The organism is Algorimicrobium echini, assembly GCF_900115185.1.
Classification (GTDB): domain Bacteria; phylum Bacteroidota; class Bacteroidia; order Flavobacteriales; family Flavobacteriaceae; genus Algorimicrobium; species Algorimicrobium echini.
In genome coordinates, this window is record NZ_FOVN01000001.1 from 1,184,672 (window position 1) to 1,208,852 (window position 24,181).

Genomic DNA, 24,181 nt, shown 5'->3' on the forward strand with positions numbered 1-24,181 from the left:
ATTTACAAATCAGTATTTTAATATACCGCCTAAAGTGCGTAAGTTTATACGAACAAATTTGAATAATGAAGCCCATATTAAACCCCATTTTATTATTGTGTTGTTGTTTTTATTTAAATATAGCTTTTTCGCAAAACACACAAACACCATCGAATAGGCAGCAAGCTGTTTTTACCGTTCGAGGATCTGTATATGATGCTGAATTTAGTAAACCTATTCCGCAAGTTAATATAGAAGTTAATGGAGGCGCTTACACGACAACCAATATGGCTGGCGATTTTAGAATTCAAGTAAAAAACGGTGATGAACTGGTTGTTAAGCATAAAGATTTCCAAACGGTTTACTATACAATAAAAAATAATGAACGTATTAAAATTGAAGTTCGTGCTAATAAAGGGTTATCGGAACAACCAAAAAGAATACAGGCCTTATCATTCAACGCTTCAATAGATTCTGCTGAAACCTACTTAAAAACAGATATTGAAAAAAGTCTACAATTTATTACTGAAGCACTTTCTAAAAGTCGTTCTATAAATGAAAATGCGCAAGTATATGAAGTGCTTGGAGATTTATATATCTTTTGGAAACAGTATGATATAGCTATTAGTAATTATCGAATTAGTCTTCAAAGCGTGTCAACCAATGCTGTTTTGTTAAAGTTAGCCAAAGCCTATTGGTTTAATAAAAACTATCAAGAAAGTATCACGACATATAAAAGTATTAAAAAGTTAGATTTAAGTAACTGGCAGCAAGTTGTTTTACAGGAAGGACTTGGTGATACATACTATAGTATACAGGATTATTCAAATGCCTTAAAAGCTTATAATAGCGCACTTGAGAAAGCAAATCAGTATAAAATTAAAGCAAAAATAACCGATTTAAATTCGAAAATAGCTCAAGTTTTTAGCGAGACTGGTAACGACAAGGAAGCCGCAGGATATTTTAATAATGCTTTGACATTGGCATCCCAAGAAACGAAATCTCGAGCCGTAGAAGAAAAAGTTAAGGTCGCAGATTTTAAAAATAGAAGCCGCAATTTTGATAATGAAATTGAGCTTCGTAAGCAAGCCATTGAAGATCTTAAAGACATAGAAATCGACTCAACCATTGGCAATGAGAGTTCATTAACCATTCAGAAGCAAAATTATAAAATTGGAAATGCCTATTATTTACAGAAGGATTTTGATAGTGCCAAGGCCTATTTAGAAAAAAGTATTGACGAAGCCAGTGAAAAAAATGATTTGGTGGTTGCTAAAGATGCCAAGCGTAAATTATCTGAAGTTTATAGTAGTTCTGGAGAGTATGATAAAGCACTAGAAACTTACAAAGAATATACTGATTTAGTTGAAGCTCTGTACATAAAAAAAGAACAAGAAATTATTCAAGCAGCCAGATTTAGTAAAGAAATTGCAGAAAAGCAAAATCGGATTACGAGTTTGGAATCAGATAGGCAATTATCCGAAAGTAAGTACCAATTAACATCTGAACGAAATAAGCGTCAGCAGCTCATTATTTATTCTTTAATTGGCGGTTTACTCTTATTAATGGTTACGGCTTACTTTATGTACAAATACATTAAACAACAGCGTTTAGCTAATAATTTGCTAGCATTAAAATCCTTGCGAAGCCAAATGAATCCGCATTTTATTTTTAACGCTTTAAACTCGGTTAATAGTTTTATAGCTTCTAATGATGAACGTACAGCCAACCGATATCTATCAGATTTTTCTCAACTTATGCGGTCTGTTTTAGAAAATAGTGAAGCCGATTTTATTCCTTTGGAAAAAGAAATTGCTTTGTTAGAACTTTATACCAAATTGGAACACTTCCGATTTCAAGATAAATTTGATTACGAGATAACCGTATCTGACAATGTTGTTGTTTCTGATTTTCAAATTCCGCCAATGCTATTACAACCATATATAGAAAATGCGGTTTGGCATGGTTTGCGTTATAAAACCACAAAAGGCTTTTTGTCTATTAAAATTGATAAAAAAAGTCATTCAGAAGTTACTATAACTATTACAGATAATGGGATTGGGCGTAAACGATCCAAAGATTTAAAAACCAACAATCAGAAAAAGCATAATTCACAAGGTATGAGTAATATAAAGAAACGCGTGTCTATTTTGAATGATATGTATCAGGATAAAGTAGCAGTAACCATATCTAACTTTCAGGAATTGGAAGACACAGGGACTCATGTCGAAGTTACCTTAAAAAAGGATTAGAATTTTTAAAAACAGAAGTTTTAAATTAATAACAAACATACAATAATAGATTCCCAAATCTAAAAACCATACGCATATGAAACTAAAAGCCATTATCGTTGAAGACGAACATACCAGTCGCGATATTCTAAAAAATTACTTAACGAGATACTGTCCAAATGTGCAAATATTAGGTGAAGCAGAAAACGTGGAAGAAGCTCTTGTTTTAATTAGAAATAACGCATTAGATTTGGTATTTCTAGACGTGGAAATGCCTTATGGAAATGCCTTTGATTTATTAGAAAAAGTGGGCGATATTAATTTTGAAACCATATTTGTAACTGCTTATAACCAGTATGCTATGGAGGCCTTAAATGCGCATGCATCCTATTATTTAATGAAACCTATTTCTATTGACGAATTGATAAAAGCAGTAGATTATGTAACCGATATTAAGCAGAGAGAATCAGCACTACAAGATCAAATTTTAGTACCTAAACTGAATGCGGTAGCAGGAAAAATAACTATTCCACAACATGATGGATTTGAAGTCATAAACACGGTTGATATTTTATATTGCAAAGCCGACGATAACTATACCGAAATTTTTTTAACGAATAAAAAAAAGAAATTAGTTAGTAAAACTTTAAAGTATTTTGAGGATGCGTTGATGGATAGTCATTTTTCACGCGTTCATAAATCCTATTTAGTTAACGTCAATGAAATTGTTAAATACGTAAAAGGAAAGGGCGGAAGTGTGGTGTTAAGTAATGGCAAGCAAGTGAGTGTTTCGGCTTCCAGAAAAGCAGAATTATTGGCTTTTTTTAAATAGAATTCCTGCGAAAGCAGGAATCTCATAGCTTTAAACACTGCACTTCACATTAATAAAAAGCATGAAACAATTCAAGCAAAGCTAGAAATTATTGAATTTTTATTCTCTTTAGGTTTTCAGTCCTAACAGGTTTTGGGAACCTATTAGGTCTTTCTCAAAACCATTTCAGGAAAGTGAGTAAATTTAATCTCAAAAATAAACCTACATTAGCCTTACATAAAAACGAATACAAAAAATACATTTTTTAAAACAGTACCATTATGCCACTTATAAAATCAGTAAACGGAAAATCTCCACAAATACCAGAAGATTGTTTTATAGCAGAAAATGCCACCATTGTTGGCGATGTTTCAATAGGTTCAAACTGCAGCATTTGGTTTAATGCCGTAATTCGTGGTGATGTTCATTACATTAAAATGGGAAATAAGGTTAACGTTCAAGATGGTGCTGTTATTCATGCAACCTATCAGAAATCTCCAACTACTATTGGTAATAATGTGTCTATTGGACATAATACTATCGTACATGGTTGTACGATTCATGATAATGTACTTATTGGCATGGGTAGTATTGTCATGGACGATTGTATTGTAGAAAGTAATAGTATTATTGCAGCAGGTGCTGTAGTTACGCAGAATACACGTGTGGAAGCAGGCACTATATATGCAGGCGTTCCCGCTAAAAAAGTAAAAGATATTAGTAAAGAATTGATTTCAGGTGAAATTAATAGAATTGCCGAAAACTACGTGACATATTCAGGTTGGTTTAAGGAGTAGATGCTTAAAAATCTAAATATGAGATATCATGATTAGCTCCTAAAAGCTTGGTGATAACCTGTGTATCTCCATTAGTGTAGAAAAGCACTCTACCTTTTTTATTAGAGTTGTTTAATAAATTATGTTCCTTTAAAACGGCTTCGGTTTGTCTGGCCACCGCTTCGCCAGAGTCAATTATCTTAACATGTTCTGGGAGCAATTGTAAAAGCTGTGGTACTAAATAGGGATAATGTGTACAACCTAATACTAAATAATCAATATTAGCATGTATCATAGGTTGTAAATAAAGCTTCAATAGAGCAGTCATTTCAGCTGATTCTAATTTACCAGATTCAATTAGCTGTACAATTCCTTCACCTTCCTGTTCTATAACTTGAATATTATGGCTATATAAATCGGTTGTTTTATGGAAAAGCGCGCTAGACAAAGTACCCCTTGTTGCTAGTATACCAATAGCTTTTGTTTTAGTATTTAAGGCTGCTGGTTTAATAGCTGGCTCGATTCCAATAAATGGAATATTAAATGTTTCTCGAAGTATTTTTATGGCATTTGTTGTTGCAGTATTACAAGCTACAACAATTATTTTGCAATCTTTAGAAATAAGATATTCGGTATTTTTAATACTCAATTCAATAATTTCCTGTTCTGTTTTTGTTCCATAAGGTGCATTTTTACTATCGGCTAAATACAGGGTGTTTTCATCTGGTAACCGTAAGTGTAGCTCGTTCCAAATGGACGTGCCACCAACACCAGAATCGAATATGCCAATAGGTTTTGAACTCATGTATCAAAAATAAAAAAGCCACTTGATATAAGTGGCTTTTTATAATTTTTTTTAATAAAGATTAGATGCCTAATTCTTTTTTAACATCGTCTAATAAGTTTTTACCATCGGCCATAATTACACCACCACCTTGAGTAGAATCAAATACGTATTGAAAACCTTGAGCTCTTGCCACTTTTAAAATAGCAGCTTTTGCTTTCTCTGTAATAGGCTTTAATAAGTCTACTTCTTTCTTTTGCATGTCTTGTTGCGCGGTACCACGATATTGTTGGATGTTTTGTTCCATAGTTTGAACTTCAATCAAACGTTTTTGGTTTTCTTCATCCGTTTTAGTTGGTGCTTCCGCTTCGTATTGCTTCATTTTATTTTGGTATTCAGTAACCATGGCTTTAATATCAGCTTCGTAGGTTTTACCTAATTTTTCCATTTCAGATTGTGCAGTCGCCATTTCTGGCATAGACTTAATTAAATCTTGCGTATTAATGTGTGCAACTTTGCTTTGAGCTTGTGTAAAACTAGTTGCTCCAATAAATAATGCGGCTGCAAATAAAAGGGTTTTGAATTGTTTCATTTTAAAAATAGTATTAATGTGTGTTATAAATTTAATTATTAATTATCGCCATCATCGTCTTCTGGCGTGTCTTCATTTGTGTTATTTCTAGCATTTTCTCGTTCTTGTCTTGCACGTTCTCTTTCCGCTAAAATTCGTTGCTTACGTTCTTCTAATTCTTGCTTTCTGCGTGCTCTGTCATCTAATTTTTCTTGTCTCCGCTCTTCCGCTATTTGCTCTGGCGTTTTTTCATCATCAGTATTTGTTGTCTTATTATTCTCGCTAACAGTTGTTTCTTCAGCATTATCTTCATCAGCATTATTTTCATCAGCATCCTCTTCCGTAGCTTCCGTATCTTGATTTCGACTGTTTAATTTTTCTTCACGCGCTAAATTACGAGCCTCAATGATACTGTCACGACGTTTTTGAGCGGCTAGTTTGCGAGCTTCACGCTCATTCATTATTTCTGTTTTACGTTCATCCGCTGCTTCTTGTTTCGCTTCTAATTCTTCATCAACTTCAATAACTAGGTCTTCATCTTCTGCAGCTTGTTTTTCAGCTCTTGAACCTGCTTGAGTACGTTTAGCACTACGTGTTAAACTTCTTATAACTTGTTCGCTAAAATCATATCGTTTTGCAGAATACAGCATCACTACATCGGCTGATTTATCAAAAACAAAATCGTATTTCTTTGCTTCGGCAATATCTTGTACTGCTGAAAATATTTGATCTTGAATAGGCTGAATGAGTTGTTTTTTCTGAATCATTAAATCGCCATTCGGTCCAAAACGCTTTTGCTGATAATCTAATATTTCTTTTTCCTCAAAAGCAATATCCTCTTCACGCTCTTCAATCAATTCTTTGGTTAAAAGCGCTTTTTCATTACTTAAATCTTTTCGCTTTTGTGCAATTCCGCTTAATTGCTGTTCAATTTCGCTTTTCCACTTTTGAACTTTTGTTTCCAATTGTGAGGTTGCTTGTTGATATTCAGGAACGTTTTCAAGTATATATTCCGTGTCTATGTAGCCAATTCTTACACCACGTTGTGCAAAACTAGACATGCTTAACATGAATACCGTAGCCACTAAAAAAAGAACTTTTAATTTCATCTGTTTCATATTTATAATTTATAACGTGTAAATTCTAAAACGACAGACCTTTCATATTATTCTATCCATTTTTAAATTACTGTTTTCAAAATTATGAATTTTAATTTGAAAATAATTTAATTCGGGATTTAATTAATTATTAGTGTTATAGAAAATATCGTGCCAAAATTAAAATTGCTGTCCAATAATAAAGTGAGTTTCCCATCCATTAGGAGATGTTTGGCCTGGAAGTGCATCGAATCCATAACCAAAATCGATACCTAATAAGCCAAAGGCAGGCATAAAAATACGTACTCCTGCACCACTTGATCTGTATAAATTGAATGGGTTATAATCCTGAAAATCATTGTAAGAAACACCACCTTCAACAAACCCTAAAAGATATATTTTAGCAGTTTGACTCATACTAATTGGATACCGTAACTCCATGGAAAACTTATTGTAAATAGTACCACCATCATTAGTAATGTTATTTTCGCCATCAATCGGCTGTAAAGATTGGTTTGGATAACCACGTAGTGCAACGGCTTCACGGCCATCTAAACTGTAACTTCCTAATCCATCTCCTCCAAGGAAGAAACGCTCAAATGGAATGACACCTCGGGCTTGGTTATACGCTCCTAAAAACCCGAATTCTACACCTGATTTTACAATAAACTTACCAAATAGTCTGGTGTACCAATCACCTTTCATTTTAATTTTATAAAACTCTAACCATTTAAAGCGCTCTTGATCAATAGCACCAACTTGGTCTAATGCATCTTGTCTTAAATTTGCATTTTCTGTTGTGCTAGCAATTTCTAACCACTCATCACGTTCAACTAAAAGTTGGTCATAGTCTACGCCATTAAATAGGGAGTATGGCAATGACAGTTTTGCTGAAACACTAAAATTAGAACCACCAGTTGGGAATACAGGATCATTGTAAGTATTGTTTCTGCTTAAGCCAATAGTGTAAGCTAAATTGTTTGAGTAACCATCACCGAAGGTAAATAAGCCTGTGTTATAATTTTTTAGGTTATAATGTTGGAAACTGACTGCTTGAGATAAGGTGAAATAATCATCTGGAATCGTCAAACGCTTAGCTAAACCAACTGTTACACCTGTAATATTAAAACGCTTGTCACGGTCTGCGTTTCCTGTTGTAGGATCATATAAAAATTGTGCCGAGTGCGAAATAGATGTTGAAAACTGAACTGGTTTTTTGCCACCCATCCAAGGTTCTGTAAATGAGAAACTATAGGTTTGATAAAAACGACTTGCCTGTAAGCGTAACGCTAGTTTTTGTCCATCTCCACGAGGAACTGGTTTATAAGCATCTAAATTAAAAATATTTTTTAATGAAAAGTTGTTAAAGGATAAACCTAAAGTTCCAATAAAACCTCCACCTCCATAACCTCCTTGGAGTTCCACTTGGCTAGATCCCGTTTCAACAACACCATATTCTAAATCAATAGTTCCTTCATTTGGATTAGGATTATTAAAATTAGTTGCAATTTGCTCGGCATCAAAATACCCTAATTGGCTCAACTCACGAATGGTTCGAACGACATTGGCTTTACTATATAGTTGCCCAGGTCTGGTATGTAATTCACGATAAATTACACGGTCATTGGTAACATCGTTACCGACTACAGAAATGCTATTAAAATACACGGGCTTTCCTTCAGAAATCCGTATTTCCATATCAATGACATTCCCTTCTGTATTGACCTCTACAGGATTGATAGTTGAGAATAAGTAACCATTATTTTGGTATTGATTGGTAATATCCAAAGCGTCAGGTTTGGTTTCGTCTGCAATGCGTTTTTCTAAAAGCACGCCATTATATATATCACCTTTGTTGATTCGTAGAATACCTTTTAATTGTTGGTCAGAATATACCGTGTTTCCAATAAAGGTAATATCCCCGAACCTATATTGTTCACCTTCTTCAACTTTAATGTTTATGGCTACGTTTTTCTTGTCTATTCTAGAAATAGAATCTGAAATGATACGCGCATCTCGATACCCATTTTCTTTTAATTTATCGATAACACTTTCTAAATCTTCTTTATAATCAGCTTCAATAAATTTTGAACGTTTAAAGAGGCGCAAGAAATTTTTCTGCTTCGTGTTTTTCATGGCTTTTCTTAATTTTGAATCAGGAATTGCTGAATTCCCTTCAAAATTAATTTCGCTTACTTTTACTTTTTTGCCTTTATCGACATTTAAAACCATATTAACAGCAGGGCGTCCTGTTGAATCTGGAACCTCAATAGTATTAATATGTACTTTGGTGTTGTAGAAACCATCCTTTTGATATTTGGATGTTAAATAATTTTTAGTTGTCGTTACCAAGTTTTCAGTAACTTTTACACCGTTTTGTAGGTTGTTTTCGGTAATAATATCGTCTTTTTTAGATCGTTTAATACCATTTATTTTTAATTCGTTTAGTTCAGGAAGGTCATAAAGACGGATTTCAAGATATGCCACTTCACCTTCTGTTTTTAGAAGGTAAATATTAATATCTCTAAATAGGTTGGATTTCCATAATTTTCTAATCGCTTCACTAATTTTTTCTCCAGGAATAATGATTTCCTCGCCTTTACGGAGGCCTGAATAGGTAATAATAGTTTGAGCGCTAAAATGAGTATCACCAGAAACAGAAACATCACCAAGTGTGTATTTTTTTCCTGTGGGTGCTGGTTGTAATTCTTGTGCTTGTGTGTTTATACTTACTAAAAATAAAAAAGTAAAAAATAGCCCTATATACGTTTTCAATGATGTAATATTAATGGAGTTGTTCACTTGTCTTCCCAAATCGTCGTTCTCTTTTTTGATATTCAATAATTGCTTCATACAAATTTTGCTTTGTAAAATCTGGCCAAAGCACCTGTGTAAAATATAATTCAGCGTATGCAATTTGCCACAATAGAAAGTTGCTTATGCGCTGCTCACCACTGGTTCTAATTAGTAAATCTACGTCTGGTAAATTTCGCGTGTAAAGATGCTCATTTATAACTGATTCATCAATTTTTTCCGCAGAAATTATATTATTTTTAACTTTAAGACTTATTTCTTTAACGGTATTTAGTATTTCCTCTCGTGAGCCATAACTCAAAGCTAATGTTAAACACATACGTTTATTGTGTTTTGTCTTGTCTATAACTTCTAGTAATTCCGTGTGTGCTTTTTTGGGTAAGGCATCCAAACAGCCTATTGCTGCTAATCGAATATCATTTTTTTGAAGTGTTTTAATTTCTTTTTTTAAAGAAGAGACTAAAAGCTTCATAAGGGTTTGAACTTCTAATTTAGGACGATTCCAATTTTCAGTAGAAAAAGCATACAGTGTTAAGTTTTCAATGCCTAATTCAGCAGAAGCTTCTACAGTTTCACGTACGGATTTTGTACCATTTTCATGACCAATACTTCGCAAAAGGCCTTTTTGTTTAGCCCACCGGCCGTTTCCATCCATAATAATAGCAATGTGTTTTGGTAAATGATCAGTATGTATAGAGTCTTTTAAGTTCACGTTGTTTTAAAATACGCAGAAACAGGGTTTCTTGCCAAATGTGTAAGTTAATGTTATACCGGTAAACATATACCAGTCATTATTATTTGTATTGCCAAAAGCTACAGGAGCTTCATTATCATAATCAGGGACGCTTCCATCTAGTTCATCAGAAAAGGTATAGCGTGCACCAATTTCTGCAGCTATAATCAAATTTCCTAAAACATTTGTCTTAAAGCCTAAAACCATAGGAATTCCATAAGCTAGACTGGAAGTATTCTCGTCTTTTTTAATTCCTAATCTATTGAAATAAAAATTATCATGATACCCTACGGCAATTCCTGAATATAAATATGGTGTGGCTTTAATTCTGCCATCGTGTAAATCCCAATCGAAAAAAGTAAATTCCAGACCGGCAGAAGCCTCAATGAGTTTATTAGTAAAACTATAATCTCGCTGTTGTCGTCTTGGATCGTCTGATTTTGAGTCTTTTCCTTCTAATTCTGTATAAGTTACAGAGATTCTAAAAGCATGTCTTGGACTGCGATTCCATTTATAGAGTGCGCCAATAGCGGGTTTGTTTGGTGCTATATATTTTGTGCTACCAACATCACCTATAAAATTACTACCACCAAGAAACACACCCAATTCGTGAGTTTGAGATTGACAGAAATGACTGCTTAAAAATAATAATAGTACGATGGTTAAATACCTCATAAACGTTCAAAAGTTTGCAAATATAATAAACTAAGATTAGCCTATAACAATTTGATTCAAAATGTATTTGAATTAAACTGATTTTAAATAAAATTATTGCCTAATTTCGTTTGTCTTCACCCCAAAGTAGTTTTTTTCTTAAGGTATCCAAAAAGCTTTCCTCTAATAGTTCGATTAATTTTATAGAAAAAGATGCTTTTTTAATAGTAATGATGGTGTCATTGGATAAGGTTGCAATTCTAGAATCCAAGGAGACTAAAAAATTATCTTCACGACCATTGACTTTGAGTTGTATTTCAGTTGAATCCGTTATTATTAAAGGTCTTGCGCTTAAGTTGTGTGGTGCAATAGGGGTAATAACAAAACTATTGGTGTCCGGTGTAATAACAGGTCCGCCGCAACTTAATGAATAACCCGTTGACCCTGTTGGTGTAGATACAATGAGTCCGTCACTCCAATACGATGTAAGGTATTCATCATTTAAACGTGTTTCTACCGTAATCATCGATGTGGTGTTTTTTCTACTGACAGCTATTTCATTTAAGGCGAAATTTAATGTTTTAAAAGCATCGTGTTTAGGGGATGTTTCAATAGCTAATAAATTGCGTTCCGATATTTTATATGCTTTACTAAAAATAGCATCCATTGCGGGAACAATTGCTTGGCTTTGAATGGTTGCCAAAAAACCCAATCGTCCTGTGTTGACACCAATTATAGGGATGTTTAAATCTTGCACGTGTGTAATGGCACGAAGAATGGTTCCATCGCCACCAATACTTATTAATAAATCGAAACTGGCATCTAAAACGGTTACAATTTCCGCATAATCGGGATTGGTTTGTTTTTCTTCATGGATTTTCTCATTAAACTCACTTATTAAGTAAACCGAAACGTTTTCTTTAGATTTTAAATAGTTTAAAATGATAACGAGCGCTTCTTCAGTACTTAAATTAAAGGCTTGACCAAAAATGGCAATTTTCATAGCATTATATATTTAAGTACTTATTAAGGTATTCAGATCGATCTTTCAGACTTTTTAAATAACTATCTTCCTCATGGCCAGAAATCACATTATAACTGTACCGTCTGAATGTTTGCATGATATCATTTAGTCCGGTATTACCAATTTTTAATGTAATTTGAACCATATCCATTTCTGTTTTTGAAATGAAAGCACCTAGTAATTTCCCGTTATTAGATTCCACAATTTGGCTTATTTCACTAAAGGAATAATCTACTAATCCTTTTTCAATAACTAAAATACCACCTGCTTCAGCAAAAAATGGTGTTTCATTAAATAAACCAATCACATCATTTAATTCATAGTAGCCTAGATAGGCATTGTTGCTATTTAATATAGGCATGATGTTCGTGCTGTTTTGGGCAAAGGCCTCTAAAACATCTAACCAGTTTGTGGTGTCACGAACAAAAAAACCTTCTATAGCGTGGATTTGGTCGGCAATTATGTCTTGTTTTTCAAAACAATAAACGTCGGTTTCAGACATGCAACCCAAATATAAACCTTCAGCTGTTTGAATTGGAATATGTGAATATGTTAGTTGATTAAACAGCATTTGTAAATCTCCAATTTTATCGGTGTTTACTAATGGCTTGATATCGTTAATAACAAATTCGTTTAAATTCATAATGTGTTTTTTGTTATTTGCAAATTAATTAAAAAATAGTACAAAACCGTTAGTTGAGTTTGTATTTTTGTCATTCAAATATTTAGAAAATGACAAAGTTAAGTGTAAATATTAATAAGATTGCTACTTTAAGAAACTCTAGAGGAGGAGACCTGCCCAACGTGGTTCAGTTTGCAAAAGATGTTCAGCGTTTTGGTGCAGAAGGTGTTACTATCCATCCACGTCCTGATGAACGCCATATACGCTATCAGGATGCATACGATTTGAAACCCGAAATTCATACAGAGTACAATATTGAAGGTAACCCAATTGATAAATTCATGGATATGGTTTTAGAAATCAAACCAACACAAGTTACCCTAGTTCCAGATTCTGTAGATGCTATTACCAGTAATGCTGGTTGGGATACATTAAAACATAAAGATTTTTTAGTAGATGTTATTCAGGAATTTAAAAGTAATGGAATTCGAACATCAATTTTTGTTGATCCAGTTTTAAAACAAATTGAAGGAGCCAAAGCCACAGGTACAGATAGAATTGAATTATATACTGAATCTTTTGCACACGAATTTGGTTTAGGAAATAAAAAAGCAATAACACCGTATACTGAATGTGCTATTTTAGCTGATAGTTTAGATTTAGGTGTTAATGCTGGGCATGATTTATCACTGGATAATATTCGGTTTTTTAAAGAAAACATTCCAAATTTGCTAGAAGTTTCCATAGGGCATGCGCTGATTTCTGAAAGTTTGTATTTGGGTGTAGAAAACGTCATTCAGATGTATTTACATAAATTGGCTTAATTTCTAGTTTGGTGGCATTGGTTTCAGTCTTACATACCTAGTTCAGAGTAACGAGAAATAAGTAAAAACGAAAAAAAATGATTGAGAGTAAAAAATTATATTCCAATATATTAGGTGAAGGCAGTCCCTTTATAATTCTACATGGCTTTTTAGGAATGGGAGATAATTGGAAAACCCTAGGAAGTCAATTTGCAGAACAAGGTTATCAAGTTCATTTAGTGGATCAACGAAACCACGGAAGAAGTTTTCATGATGATGATTTTAGTTATGAAACGCTTTCAGCCGATTTGAAGCGTTATTGTGATGCATATCAACTTTCAGATATTGTGCTTATGGGACATTCCATGGGTGGCAAAACCGCTATGCTTTTTGCAACACAATTTCCAGAATTGGTTTCTAAATTATTAATTGCAGATATTTCTCCCCGTTTTTACCCAATACATCATGACGCTATTTTAAGTGGTTTGAGTCAATTAGACTTTTCCGCGATTAAAAGTCGTGGAGCAGCTGATAAAAGTTTGGCAAAATTTGTTTCAGACGTTGGAACGCGACAATTTTTATTAAAAAACTTATATTGGAAAGAAAAAGGGCAATTAGCATTACGGATGAATCTAGATGTTTTAGCAAATCAGGTGAGTGAAGTGGGTGAGCCATTGCCAAGTTCTGCCAAATTTGAAGGGAACACGTTATTTTTAAAAGGTGATAAATCTGAATATATTAGTAATCAAGATGAAAGCATCATTCAGGTTCATTTTCCAAAAGCGAATATTGTCACAATTTCAAATGCAGGACATTGGTTACATGCGGAAAATCCAGAAGAATTTTACGAAGCTGTGATGGCTTTCTTAAAATAAGTTATATTTTTATAAATCACTAAATAAAATAGTATGAAGCTCATTTTTAAAATATTACTAACAGCGGTTGCTGTTGTTCTACTTGCTAAATTGTTACCCGGAATTACCGTTGAAGGTTACACAACTGCTATACTTGTTGCTATTGTTTTAGGGTTGCTAAATTTAATAGTGAGGCCTATAGTAATCTTTTTAACCTTACCAGCTACCATTGTAACACTCGGCCTTTTCCTATTTGTTATCAATGCCTGTATGATTTTATTAGCAGATAATTTAATCAATGGTTTTGAAGTTTCTAGTTTTTGGACAGCCTTATTATTTAGTATCCTATTAACTATTTTACAATCTATATTTTATGCCATTTTAGGTCAAGATAAGGAGCAGCTGTAAATTTTATTTAACATTTATCTTGGTTAGAAATCTGTTAGTCCTACTGAAAATCAGTACAAATAAACGGGTGAAAGACAATACGTTAAAATACTTTGTTGGAGTGTAAAAAAGTAGTATTTTTGCACTCCAATTTTTATGTCATAATACAATGAATATTACAAGAGAAAATATTGATGCATTAAATGCTGTAGTAAAAGTCGATATCGCTAAAGAAGATTATAGTGGTAAGGTTGAAAAAATTTTAACAGACTATCGTAAAACAGCAAACATTCCTGGTTTTAGAAAAGGCCACGTGCCAATGGGAATGGTAAAAAAGCAATATGGTAAAGCTGTATTGGTTGATGAGGTTAACAAGTTACTTCAAGATGCATTGAATAAATATTTAACTGAAGAAAAATTAGATGTTTTAGGGAACCCATTACCAAAGCCACAGGATAATTTAGATTGGGATGCCGATAAATTATCTTTTGAGTTTGAGTTAGGGTTAGCTCCAGAATTTGAGGTGAACTTGTCACCAAAGAAAGCGATTATTGATTATAATATTACCGCTGGAGATAAAATGATTAACGATCAAGTTTTAAACATACAAAAGCAATACGGGAAATTAATTTCTGCTGATGTAGTTTCTAAAGATTCTGAAATTACAGGTGTTTATAAAAATGACGAGCGTGACATTGAAAACACAGTAACATTAACGCTAGATAAATTTAAAGGAAAAGCTACCGAAAAGAAATTTGTTGGTGCTAAAGTGGGTGATGTTATTACGCTAAAAACAAAAGGCTTATATGCAGATGATCACGAATTAATGCATGCATTAAAATTATCGCATGATGATATTCATGATTTGGATATTGAAGTAACCTTTACCATTACCGAAATTAATGAGCGTGAGTTAGCAGAATTAAACCAAGAGTTATTTGATAAGTTATTTGGTGAAGGTGTTGCAACTTCTCTAGAAGATGTAAAAGCAAAAATTAAAGAAGATGCTGAAAAGCAATTCAAGCAACAATCTGAACAAAAACTATTAAATGACGTTACAGAATATTTAGTAGAAAACACCAAATTCGATTTACCAGCAACATTCCTACAGAAATGGATGCAAACAGCAGGTGAAAAAGAATTAACAGAAGCAGAAGCTCAAGAAGAATACGCAAAATCTGAAAAAAGCTTACGTTACCAATTAATTGAAGGTAAATTGATTACTGACAATGATATTAAGGTAAGTATGGACGATATTAAAGATCATGCCAAGCAAATGATTAAAGCGCAAATGGCGCAATTCGGTCAGATGAATCCTTCCGATAAAGAACTAGAAGACATTGCGGCTCGTGTATTATCTAACCAAGATGAAGCACGTCGTATTTCTGAACAAATTATTAGCCAGAAACTATTAGCGCTTTATAAAGAAAAGGCAAATATTAAAACGAAAGATATAACTTATGAAGACTTTGTAAAAGAAGTTTACGGAGACAAATAAGTTGCCGCGTTTTAAAGAATAAATCCTTATATTTAGGCGTTGAAATAATGAGTTTCAGCGCCTATTTTTTTAAATAAATTTTTATTTGATAAAATGGGATTATAAACTTCCTGTTTTAATTCAGGATTTTAACCTATAAAATTTTTAAAAACAATGAATTACGGAAAAGAATTTGAAAAATTCGCTATAAAAGATCAAGGTATTAGTAGTACATATTACGACAAAATTATTAGTCATATGTACCCAACAAACTTAACACCTAATATTATTGAAGAACGTCAGATGAATATCGCTATTTTTGATGTTTTTTCCAGATTAATGATGGATCGCATCATCTTTTTAGGAACTGCAATTAATGATCAAGTAGCTAATATTATTCAAGCACAATTATTGTTTTTAGAGAGTACAGACTCTTCTAAAGATATTCAAATATACATCAACTCACCAGGTGGTGGTGTTTATGCTGGTTTAGGTATTTATGATACCATGCAATTTATTAAGCCAGATGTAGCCACAATTTGTACTGGAATGGCAGCCTCTATGGGAGCCGTTTTGTTATGTGCCGGAGAAAAAGGAAAACGAAGTGGATTAACCCATTCACGTGTTATGATTCATCAGCCTTTAGGTGGAGCGCAAGGTCAAGCAAGTGATATTGAAATTACAGCTCGCGAAATTTTAACACTTAAAGAAGAGCTATATAAAATAATTAGTAAGCATTCTGGTCAAGACTACGACAAAGTTTACAATGACAGTGATCGTGATTACTGGATGAAAGCTGATAAAGCTAAAGAGTACGGTATGATTGATGAAGTATTGGTGCGTAGCTAATACAATTAATTACCTTTTACAATCTAGCTTTTAGCGATTGTGAAAAGAATTTGAAAATTGAAATATAATAATTTATGGCAAAGGAAGAATTAGAATGTTCATTTTGTGGTAGGAAAAAGCCAGAAACCAGTTTATTAATAGCAGGATTAGATGCTCATATCTGCGACCGTTGTATTGAACAAGCACATGGCATTGTGGTGGAAGAATCTAAACAAACGGATAATAGCGATTTGTCTGCAGAACTAAAATTGCGCAAACCACAAAAAATAAAAACATTTTTAGACGAGTATATAATAGGTCAAGAAACCACAAAAAAAGTGATGTCTGTTGCGGTTTATAATCATTATAAACGTTTATTACAAGCACCAACAGATGATGATATTGAAATTCAAAAAAGTAATATCATTATGGTTGGACAAACGGGAACTGGTAAAACCTTAATAGCTAAAACCATCGCTAAAATGTTAAACGTACCATTGGCTATCGTGGATGCTACAGTTTTAACAGAGGCAGGTTATGTTGGTGAAGATGTTGAAAGTATCCTTACACGGTTATTGCAGGCTGCAGATTACAATTTAGAGAAAGCGGAAAAAGGAATTGTTTTTATTGATGAAATAGATAAAATTGCACGTAAGAGCGATAATCCATCCATTACGCGTGATGTTTCTGGTGAAGGTGTCCAACAAGCACTTTTAAAATTATTGGAAGGTACCGTAGTAAATGTTCCACCAAAAGGAGGGCGAAAGCATCCAGATCAGAAATTTATTGAAGTGAACACCGAAAATATTTTATTTATTGCTGGTGGCGCTTTTGATGGTATTGATAAAGTTATTTCCAAGCGTTTAAATATGCAAGCGGTTGGATATAGTGCGTCCATGTCTGATGAACGTGTAGATCATAATCATTTACTACAATATATTATTCCAAAGGATTTAAAAGACTTTGGATTAATTCCTGAAATTATTGGCCGTTTACCCGTTTTAACATACATGGATCCATTGGATGCTAAAACACTTCGTGCCATTTTAACAGAGCCTAAAAACGCCATTATTAAACAGTATAAAAAGTTGTTTAGTATGGACGATATTGAGTTTCATATTACTGATGGTGCGTTAGATTTTATTGTAGATAAAGCTATTGAATATAAATTAGGCGCTCGTGGATTACGTTCCTTATGTGAAGAAATTCTAACCGATGCTATGTTTGAAATGCCAGGTTCTGATGAAAAAGAGTTGAAAGTCACCAAGGCCTACGCTGAAGATAAAATAAGCAAAACAACTATTAAGAAATTGAAGGCGGTTTCTTAATTAATTCGGAAACCTATAAAACAAAAAAACCACGCAATTTGCGTGGTTTCTTATTTTGGTTGTTTTTTGGATTACAATTAATAATTTGGCATTATGTGCAAATCATTGTGTGATTAATAGCACTGTAAAACTAATGCTTTTTGTGTAAGAAAATCTAGACAAGCTTTATTTTTAGATAAACCTACTACTAAATTCGTTAACCGAATTTTTTTTGTCATTAATTGGGTTGAAAAGTATCACCTGTTTAATTCTAAAAGTGCTTCTAAATAATCTCTTGTATTTGATAGCCTAGGAATTTTATGTTGTCCGCCTAATTTGTCGTTAGCCTTTAGCCAATCATAAAATAGTTGCTCTCGAGCTATGTGAATCGTGGGTTTGTTTAAAGTCATGTTATTATAACGCTTGGCTTCATAGTCGGAATTTAAAGCTTTTAAAGCATTGTCAAATAGTTCATTAAAATAATGAATGTTTTCGGGTGGTGTTTTAAATTCAATAATCCATTCGTGAGCACCTTTTTCTTTGCCTTCCATAAAAATTGGAGCCGCTGTATAATCTACAATTTCAGATTTTGTTTTTTTACAAACTCTTTTTAAAGCGTCTTCGGCATTTTCAATAATTAACTCTTCTCCAAACACATTTATGTGGTGTTTGGTTCGTCCAGAAACTTTTATACGGTACGGGTTAATGGATGTAAACCGAATGGTATCGCCAATTTTATAACGCCATAATCCTGCATTGGTTGTGATAATTACCGCATAATTTGTGTTGATTTCTACCTGGCTTAATGGTATTACAATTTCATTTACAGTTCCATAAGAATCCATGGGAATAAACTCATAAAAAATACCATAATCCAACATTAATAATAATTCGCTAGAGTTGTTTTGATCTTGAATGGCAAAAAAGCCTTCCGATGCATTATAAATTTCATAATACCGAAAATCTTTCTTTGGTAGAATTTTCTTGTATTGTTCCACATAGGGTAAAAAACTAACGCCTCCATGAAAATAGACTTCTAGGTTAGGCCAAATATCATGAAGATTGTCTTTTCCGGTTGTTTCTAGAACATTGTTTAATAAAACCAACATCCAAGATGGTACACCAGCCAGACTGGTTACGTTTTCCTGAATGGTTTCATTAACAATAGCTTGCATTTTTTCTTCCCAATTGTTCATCAAAGACACCTTGTTACTGGGCGTGCTGCTGAACTCTGCCCAGAACGGCATATTGTCAATTAGGATAGCTGATAAATCACCAAAAACGGTTCCATTCTCTTTATATAATTCTTTGCTACCACCCAAACGCAAACTTTTGCCAGTAAATAATTGTGCATTTTCATTGTTATTTAAATACATACAGAGTAAATCCTTGCTGGCTGCATAATGGCAATTTTCCAATGAATCTTCACTAACTGGTATAAACTTGCTTTTAGCGTTTGTGGTTCCACTAGATTTGGCAAACCATTTTATGGGTTGAGGCCAGAAAATATTGTTTTCTCCTAAACGCGAACGCTCAATCATAGGTTGATATGCTTCATAGGAAGCGATAGGGACACGATTGGCAAATGTTTGATAGCTCTTTATTGAATCGAAGCCATGCGTCCTGCCAAATTCGGTATCTTTTGCCTTGTACAATAATTGCATAAGTAGCTCTTCTTGAACTTCATTTGGGTATTTTAAAAACAAATCGATTTGGTGAAATCGCTTTTTTAAAAACCAAGAAGCAATAGAATTTACAATAGGAATTGGCATATTTGCAGTATATTTAATGAACTAAAAATAATACTTTTTTTTATGACCTACCAAGGTGTTTTAACAAAAATGACAACGGAATTTACAGAGCCTATCCAGTACTACCTCATTTTTGAAAACGATTTTATCCATATTAATCAACTGTTAGATAAAACCATTCAATTAGAATTTGTTGGTTATCAATGTTTAAGTTGTGGATTAAATAAACCTATTTATAGACAGGGCTTTTGTAAAAGCTGTTTTTTTGATATCCCTCAAGCTGCCGATTGGATTATAAAACCTGAATTAAGTAAAGCCCATTTAAATCAAGAGGAGCGGGATTTAGAATATGAAAAACGCGTACAATTACAACCACATATTGTGTATTTAGCTAATTCTAGTAATGTAAAAGTTGGTGTTACACGAAAAAGTCAAGTGCCAACCCGATGGATAGATCAAGGTGCGCACGAAGCTATTGAAATTGTTGAAGTGCCTAATAGATATTTAGCTGGAATTACAGAAGTTGCTTTAAAAGATTTTGTAGCTGATAAAACCAATTGGCGTAATATGCTAAAAAATGATATTGAAGATGAAAATTTAGTAGAATGGCGTAATCGTTTGGAAGTCCATATTCCTGAAGAAGCTAAACCGTATTATATTGCAAATAACACCGAAACCAATATGGTTTTTCCAGTGCATCATTATCCTATAAAACCGAAAAGTTTAAATATTATTAAGAGCGAAACTTATGTCGGTAAATTGGTAGGGATAAAAGGGCAGTATCTTATTTTTGAGGACGATACGGTTTTTAATATTCGCTCTAATGAAGGTTTGGTTGTCAGGCTTAATATAGCATAAAAAAAGCACGTATTAAAAATGCGTGCTTTTTTTATATAGTATGTTAAGAAAACAATTAAATATCTTCTTGGTCTCTTAAGTTCTGGATGTATTCAGCTTTCTGAATCTCACGTCTTCTTTTTACTGAAGGTTTAGTAAAGTATTGCTTCTCTCTTAAGTTTTGCATAACTTTTACATTTCTATGCTTACGCTTGTAACGCTTTAAAGCACGTTCTATATTTTCTCCTTCTTTAATTTCAATTCGTAACATATTATTTTTCTTAAATTTAATGGGTGCTAAGGTAGTCCTTTTATTATTATTTATAGAATGTTTTCATAAATTTAATTAAAAGGTGCGTTTCTCATTAAAACCCGTTAGTTAGTACTATCTTTTTTCTTCTTATTTTTATTTAATAGACCACCTAAAATGTTCTTAATGGCATCTTCTGCTTTTGGTGTTGTTGTTTTAGTTGTATCTGTTTTAGTCCCTGTGCTGTCTTTAGGGGTGGTGTTAGATGAGTTTCCACTTGATAAACCACCTAACAAATCTTTAATGGCATCTGTACCTTGATTAATTAATTTTTGTTTCTCAATGTCAATCAATTGTTGAGTTAATTTGGTAACACTGGAAGATAAGTCAGTAGAAATTTTAGGGTTTTTAAAGGTTCCCTTTACATTAGCAGTTACAGGAATACTGATTTTGTTGACTTCGGGATCATTTATTTTTCCAATTAAACGATTAACGTCACTTCCTAAATATTTAGCAGGTACATCAAACGCTAAATTATAATTCATGGTTTGATCGAATCCGTGACTTCCACCAATTGCAATATCTATATCTTTATATTGTATCATGAAAGGCTTTATGTTTACTTGGCCATCATCAAAAGTTAAGTTAGTTTTCAAATCATTTAAATTTAATTTATCAAAATCAATAAAATTCAAATTGCTATCAAGCGCATTCAGTATTGGACTATTATCAATATTTGTTTTTGTGGCAAGTAATTCTGCAAAGGCGTTACCAGTAACTGAACTTAAAATAGGTGAAAACGAACTATCCAAATCGCCATTCAACACAATATCGGTATTTAATTTTCCTTCAAAAATCTTGGCAATTGGAGCTATGGCTTTTAGGAGGTCTAATGTTGTAAAGGATTCAGTAATGTCAAACGCATTCGCGTTTAATTTCAGGTTGAAATTTGGTATGTCTTTTTGTGTATTGATATCTCCAGAAACTGCTAAAGTACCGTCAAATAAATTTGTGGTTAAGTTATTTAATGTTGCCACTTGGTCTTTAATTTCAAGTTTGCCTTTAGTGTTTTTTAAAGTTAAATTATCATAAATAACGGTTTTAACATCGGCATTAACGGTACAGTCTAAAAATGCTGGAATTTTAAGCGGAACGCTTGAATCGGTTGTTTTTTTAGTTTCGGTTTCACCTTCGTCTGCTACCATAAAATCACTAATATTAAAAGTGTTTGATGTCATGTTAAAGGTTCCTTGTAGTTTTTTATTACTTAACAGATAGCCCAATAGATTTGTAATGGTACCGTTTGCGTTTAAATCGCTCTGTCCTGATTTTGCTTCAAATTTATTCAACATAACAACGCCTGGTTGAAATGTTAAATCTGCATTTGATATACTAATTGGATTTACTATATCTTCGGAAGCATATACAAAATTACTGACCTGAACGCTACCATTACTTTTTATACGTTGATAGGCGTTGGTTTCAATGGCGTCCATATCAAAAGCGGTGTTTACTTTTGCTTTGAGAATACCACTTAACTCATTTTCCAGTTCAATAGGATAGGCTTTCGTAATGTTTGCTAAGTTTAAAACACCATCAATATAGGCGTTAACTGTCATGTTTTCGGTTAGATTTTTTAAAGTACCGGATGCATTAAATTGGTCATTATCTATTTTGAAATTTAAAGTGCTAATATCAACATAAGTATCTTCAGATTTTCCTGTTGTGTTTTTAATACTGGTATTGATGTTAATGTTATCAACGCGTTTAGGTAAATCAGGATATTTAAAAGATGCATTGTTGGAAACGATATTGATATCCATTTGTGGAATAGTTTCATCTGAAATCAGTCCGTTTACGCGTCCTGTAATTTTGAAATCACCGCTGGTTTCTACATTTGCAATGTCTTTAGAATAGGTTTTAGGAATAACGGCTAAAAACTCTTTAAAGTCGGATCCTGGGTTTTCAAATGTGATATCTAATTCTTGACCGTTTTCTAATTGCTGGAAGTAGCCTTGAAACTCCAAAGGCAATTCATTTATATAAGCTTTATTCTCTTTAAAAGTGTATTTATTATTCGGTAAATCTAAACCAATAATAGCGTCTAATTTTAAGGTGTTATTACTTAAATATTCGGTGCTGTCCATTTTTAGCGTTACTTGAGCAGCGGTCTTTGTGTCTAATTCCGAAACATTTCCAGAGAAAGTACCTTTTCCAGAGTGGTTTAACTCGGTGATATAAAATATGGTGTTGGCAGCTTCGTCAATATAGGTTAAGGCACTGTTGTTAATACTGTAATCTTGAACATCTAAAGTAAAACTGCTGTTATTTTCTGCTTCGTTTGGTTTGCTGTCTGTTTCTTTAGCAATATCGAAATTAGTTTGCCCCAAATTATTTGTCTTTAGGACAATTAAGGCTTCATCAATATTAAATTTATTAATAATTACAGGGCCATCACTTGGCTTTTTAAAAAGCTCTTTAATAGACATGGTTAACGAAATGGTTTTAATGGAAGCTAATTTTTCGTCTTTAAAAGGAGCGAAATTAGTAATTTCTAAATCGTTAACATTTACTTGGGCTTGTGGAAAACTTCTAATAAAGCTCAAGCTAATATCACTAAACTCTACTTGTGCATTCACATTATTATTGATGGTGTTTTTAACAATGTCTTTAATTTTTCCTTGAAAAACAAAAGGAATTGCAACCAATAATAGAATTATAACCAGTAAGGTGATTCCAATAATTTTGAAAGCTTTTTTCATAAAAATTTTTAAGTAATAAGTTTGTAAGGATATACGTATAAACTAAACGAAAGGTTGCTGAAAACCAAAAGTTTAATATAATTTTAATAGTTACTCCAATTTAATTTCTTCGTTGATTTTTAATTTAAACCGTTTTCTAAATAGATATACACCCAAATATAAAAATGGTGTATCCACCAAAGCAATTAATACTTTAAATAGAAAACCAGCTATTAGTAATCCAGCAAATTTATTCCATTCAATAATATTAAATGAACACAAAAGCAATAAAATGGTGCTGGTATCAACAAATTGTGAAAAGAAAGTTGAAAAGTTATTTCTTAACCATAAATGTTTGCCTTTAGTTAGGTGTTTCCAGAAATGATAAATATGGATATCAATAAATTGGGCAAACAAATAAGCCATCATACTTGCTAAAACAGCAATAGCAGTGTTTCCAAAAACGGTTTGAAATAAACCATCGTTAACTGGCGACCATGATGTAGCAGGAACTGCATTTGCTGTATAAATTATGAGCATAGAAAATAACGAAGCGAAAATTCCTGTAACGACCACTTGATTGGCTGCTTTTTTGCCATAAATTTCACTGATTAAATCCGTGATTAAAAAGGTTATAGGGTAGGGAAGTATACCAACTGAAATTTCAAAAAGCTTAGTGTCAAACAAAGTTGCATTTATAGGATACCAATAAAAAAACTTCTGAAAAATTAAATTAGATACTACTAAAGATGTAATAAATAAAGCCGCTAAAAGTAAATATATACGTTGGGAAAGTAATCTGTCTTTTTGGGTCATGAATTTTTGTGAATAAAAAGGCCGTGTAAATATA

The 24,181-nt window shown here is 32.9% G+C and carries 22 protein-coding genes; 10 read left to right on the plus strand and 12 right to left on the minus strand.

Translation table 11 applies throughout. From position 1 onward, the window contains the following. Positions 1–65: 65 nt before the first annotated feature. The 3 genes from BM239_RS05320 (at position 66) to BM239_RS05330 (ending at position 3,818) form a co-directional block, all read left to right on the plus strand. The gene (locus tag BM239_RS05320; protein ID WP_092206575.1) at positions 66–2,231 is read left to right on the plus strand and encodes a histidine kinase; all 2,166 of its coding nucleotides are present in this window, start codon (positions 66–68) and stop codon (positions 2,229–2,231) included. Positions 2,232–2,307: 76 nt separating this feature from the next. Beyond that, positions 2,308–3,042 carry a LytR/AlgR family response regulator transcription factor gene (locus BM239_RS05325; protein ID WP_092206576.1) on the plus strand — a complete coding sequence of 245 codons (735 nt, stop codon included), beginning with the start codon at positions 2,308–2,310 and terminating at the stop codon, positions 3,040–3,042. A gap of 260 nt (positions 3,043–3,302) precedes the next feature. Further along, positions 3,303–3,818 (plus strand): gamma carbonic anhydrase family protein, encoded by a 516-nt coding sequence (locus BM239_RS05330; protein ID WP_092206577.1) that lies wholly within the window; start codon positions 3,303–3,305, stop codon positions 3,816–3,818. A gap of 4 nt (positions 3,819–3,822) precedes the next feature. Here the strand turns inward: BM239_RS05330 and murI are convergent, their stop codons facing one another. From murI to BM239_RS05370, 8 genes are all read right to left on the minus strand, one after another. Then, positions 3,823–4,602, minus strand: a complete 780-nt coding sequence (gene murI, locus BM239_RS05335; protein ID WP_092206578.1) for a glutamate racemase — start codon at positions 4,600–4,602, stop codon at positions 3,823–3,825. A 61-nt stretch (positions 4,603–4,663) separates the two neighbouring features. Further along, positions 4,664–5,173: an OmpH/Skp family outer membrane protein gene (locus BM239_RS05340; RefSeq protein WP_092206579.1), complete on the minus strand. Its 510-nt coding sequence runs from the start codon at positions 5,171–5,173 to the stop codon at positions 4,664–4,666. Between the two features lie 38 nt (positions 5,174–5,211). Then, positions 5,212–6,261 (minus strand): OmpH/Skp family outer membrane protein, encoded by a 1,050-nt coding sequence (locus BM239_RS05345; RefSeq protein ID WP_177208983.1) that lies wholly within the window; start codon positions 6,259–6,261, stop codon positions 5,212–5,214. A 168-nt stretch (positions 6,262–6,429) separates the two neighbouring features. Then, positions 6,430–9,102, minus strand: a complete 2,673-nt coding sequence (locus BM239_RS05350; RefSeq protein WP_092206581.1) for a BamA/OMP85 family outer membrane protein — start codon at positions 9,100–9,102, stop codon at positions 6,430–6,432. Beyond that, positions 9,035–9,718: an isoprenyl transferase gene (locus tag BM239_RS05355; protein WP_394333914.1), complete on the minus strand. Its 684-nt coding sequence runs from the start codon at positions 9,716–9,718 to the stop codon at positions 9,035–9,037. Before BM239_RS05355 ends, BM239_RS05350 begins: the two co-directional genes overlap by 68 nt. A gap of 63 nt (positions 9,719–9,781) precedes the next feature. Further along, positions 9,782–10,471, minus strand: a complete 690-nt coding sequence (porG, locus tag BM239_RS05360) for a type IX secretion system protein PorG (protein ID WP_092206583.1) — start codon at positions 10,469–10,471, stop codon at positions 9,782–9,784. A gap of 100 nt (positions 10,472–10,571) precedes the next feature. Next, positions 10,572–11,453: an NAD kinase gene (locus tag BM239_RS05365; RefSeq protein ID WP_092206584.1), complete on the minus strand. Its 882-nt coding sequence runs from the start codon at positions 11,451–11,453 to the stop codon at positions 10,572–10,574. A 4-nt stretch (positions 11,454–11,457) separates the two neighbouring features. Further along, positions 11,458–12,117 (minus strand): CBS domain-containing protein, encoded by a 660-nt coding sequence (locus BM239_RS05370; RefSeq protein ID WP_092206585.1) that lies wholly within the window; start codon positions 12,115–12,117, stop codon positions 11,458–11,460. An 89-nt stretch (positions 12,118–12,206) separates the two neighbouring features. Here BM239_RS05370 and BM239_RS05375 point away from each other — a divergent pair, with 89 nt between their 5' ends. The 6 genes from BM239_RS05375 (at position 12,207) to clpX (ending at position 17,773) form a co-directional block, all read left to right on the plus strand. After that, positions 12,207–12,920, plus strand: a complete 714-nt coding sequence (locus BM239_RS05375) for a pyridoxine 5'-phosphate synthase (protein ID WP_092206586.1) — start codon at positions 12,207–12,209, stop codon at positions 12,918–12,920. 77 nt (positions 12,921–12,997) lie between these two features. Next, complete coding sequence (locus tag BM239_RS05380) at positions 12,998–13,774, plus strand: alpha/beta fold hydrolase (RefSeq protein WP_092206587.1); 777 nt, start codon at positions 12,998–13,000, stop codon at positions 13,772–13,774. A 33-nt stretch (positions 13,775–13,807) separates the two neighbouring features. Beyond that, positions 13,808–14,161 carry a phage holin family protein gene (locus BM239_RS05385; RefSeq protein ID WP_092206588.1) on the plus strand — a complete coding sequence of 118 codons (354 nt, stop codon included), beginning with the start codon at positions 13,808–13,810 and terminating at the stop codon, positions 14,159–14,161. A gap of 148 nt (positions 14,162–14,309) precedes the next feature. Further along, the gene (gene tig / locus BM239_RS05390) at positions 14,310–15,638 is read left to right on the plus strand and encodes a trigger factor (RefSeq protein ID WP_092206589.1); all 1,329 of its coding nucleotides are present in this window, start codon (positions 14,310–14,312) and stop codon (positions 15,636–15,638) included. Between the two features lie 153 nt (positions 15,639–15,791). Then, positions 15,792–16,466, plus strand: a complete 675-nt coding sequence (gene clpP, locus BM239_RS05395) for an ATP-dependent Clp endopeptidase proteolytic subunit ClpP (protein ID WP_092206590.1) — start codon at positions 15,792–15,794, stop codon at positions 16,464–16,466. Positions 16,467–16,540: 74 nt separating this feature from the next. Further along, positions 16,541–17,773 (plus strand): ATP-dependent Clp protease ATP-binding subunit ClpX, encoded by a 1,233-nt coding sequence (gene clpX / locus BM239_RS05400; RefSeq protein ID WP_092206591.1) that lies wholly within the window; start codon positions 16,541–16,543, stop codon positions 17,771–17,773. A 236-nt stretch (positions 17,774–18,009) separates the two neighbouring features. On the opposite strand, the gene BM239_RS05405 is transcribed toward clpX, so the two are convergent. Next, on the minus strand, positions 18,010–19,524 hold the full coding sequence (locus tag BM239_RS05405) for a GH3 auxin-responsive promoter family protein (RefSeq protein ID WP_092206592.1): 1,515 nt from the start codon (positions 19,522–19,524) through the stop codon (positions 18,010–18,012). A 42-nt stretch (positions 19,525–19,566) separates the two neighbouring features. Here BM239_RS05405 and BM239_RS05410 point away from each other — a divergent pair, with 42 nt between their 5' ends. After that, complete coding sequence (locus BM239_RS05410) at positions 19,567–20,361, plus strand: DUF2797 domain-containing protein (protein WP_092206593.1); 795 nt, start codon at positions 19,567–19,569, stop codon at positions 20,359–20,361. A 55-nt stretch (positions 20,362–20,416) separates the two neighbouring features. Here BM239_RS05410 and rpsU read toward each other — a convergent pair whose 3' ends face one another. The 3 genes from rpsU to BM239_RS05425 form a co-directional block, all read right to left on the minus strand. Then, positions 20,417–20,611 (minus strand): 30S ribosomal protein S21, encoded by a 195-nt coding sequence (gene rpsU, locus BM239_RS05415; protein WP_066248272.1) that lies wholly within the window; start codon positions 20,609–20,611, stop codon positions 20,417–20,419. A 104-nt stretch (positions 20,612–20,715) separates the two neighbouring features. Next, on the minus strand, positions 20,716–23,352 hold the full coding sequence (locus BM239_RS05420; protein ID WP_092206594.1) for an AsmA family protein: 2,637 nt from the start codon (positions 23,350–23,352) through the stop codon (positions 20,716–20,718). A gap of 90 nt (positions 23,353–23,442) precedes the next feature. Further along, positions 23,443–24,147, minus strand: coding sequence for a queuosine precursor transporter (locus tag BM239_RS05425; protein WP_092206595.1), 705 nt, complete (start codon positions 24,145–24,147; stop codon positions 23,443–23,445). Positions 24,148–24,181: the final 34 nt, after the last annotated feature.

Bases quoted from the DNA above. Each gene is read 5' to 3' on its own strand.
- BM239_RS05320 (WP_092206575.1), top strand. From the start codon at position 66: ATGAAGCCCATATTAAACCCCATTTTATTATTGTGTTGTTGTTTTTAT.
- BM239_RS05325 (WP_092206576.1), top strand. From the start codon at position 2,308: ATGAAACTAAAAGCCATTATCGTTGAAGACGAACATACCAGTCGCGAT.
- BM239_RS05330 (WP_092206577.1), top strand. From the start codon at position 3,303: ATGCCACTTATAAAATCAGTAAACGGAAAATCTCCACAAATACCAGAA.
- murI (WP_092206578.1), bottom strand. From the start codon at position 4,602: ATGAGTTCAAAACCTATTGGCATATTCGATTCTGGTGTTGGTGGCACG.
- BM239_RS05340 (WP_092206579.1), bottom strand. From the start codon at position 5,173: ATGAAACAATTCAAAACCCTTTTATTTGCAGCCGCATTATTTATTGGA.
- BM239_RS05345 (WP_177208983.1), bottom strand. From the start codon at position 6,261: ATGAAATTAAAAGTTCTTTTTTTAGTGGCTACGGTATTCATGTTAAGC.
- BM239_RS05350 (WP_092206581.1), bottom strand. From the start codon at position 9,102: ATGAAGCAATTATTGAATATCAAAAAAGAGAACGACGATTTGGGAAGA.
- BM239_RS05355 (WP_394333914.1), bottom strand. From the start codon at position 9,718: ATGGATGGAAACGGCCGGTGGGCTAAACAAAAAGGCCTTTTGCGAAGT.
- porG (WP_092206583.1), bottom strand. From the start codon at position 10,471: ATGAGGTATTTAACCATCGTACTATTATTATTTTTAAGCAGTCATTTC.
- BM239_RS05365 (WP_092206584.1), bottom strand. From the start codon at position 11,453: ATGAAAATTGCCATTTTTGGTCAAGCCTTTAATTTAAGTACTGAAGAA.
- BM239_RS05370 (WP_092206585.1), bottom strand. From the start codon at position 12,117: ATGAATTTAAACGAATTTGTTATTAACGATATCAAGCCATTAGTAAAC.
- BM239_RS05375 (WP_092206586.1), top strand. From the start codon at position 12,207: ATGACAAAGTTAAGTGTAAATATTAATAAGATTGCTACTTTAAGAAAC.
- BM239_RS05380 (WP_092206587.1), top strand. From the start codon at position 12,998: ATGATTGAGAGTAAAAAATTATATTCCAATATATTAGGTGAAGGCAGT.
- BM239_RS05385 (WP_092206588.1), top strand. From the start codon at position 13,808: ATGAAGCTCATTTTTAAAATATTACTAACAGCGGTTGCTGTTGTTCTA.
- tig (WP_092206589.1), top strand. From the start codon at position 14,310: ATGAATATTACAAGAGAAAATATTGATGCATTAAATGCTGTAGTAAAA.
- clpP (WP_092206590.1), top strand. From the start codon at position 15,792: ATGAATTACGGAAAAGAATTTGAAAAATTCGCTATAAAAGATCAAGGT.
- clpX (WP_092206591.1), top strand. From the start codon at position 16,541: ATGGCAAAGGAAGAATTAGAATGTTCATTTTGTGGTAGGAAAAAGCCA.
- BM239_RS05405 (WP_092206592.1), bottom strand. From the start codon at position 19,524: ATGCCAATTCCTATTGTAAATTCTATTGCTTCTTGGTTTTTAAAAAAG.
- BM239_RS05410 (WP_092206593.1), top strand. From the start codon at position 19,567: ATGACCTACCAAGGTGTTTTAACAAAAATGACAACGGAATTTACAGAG.
- rpsU (WP_066248272.1), bottom strand. From the start codon at position 20,611: ATGTTACGAATTGAAATTAAAGAAGGAGAAAATATAGAACGTGCTTTA.
- BM239_RS05420 (WP_092206594.1), bottom strand. From the start codon at position 23,352: ATGAAAAAAGCTTTCAAAATTATTGGAATCACCTTACTGGTTATAATT.
- BM239_RS05425 (WP_092206595.1), bottom strand. From the start codon at position 24,147: ATGACCCAAAAAGACAGATTACTTTCCCAACGTATATATTTACTTTTA.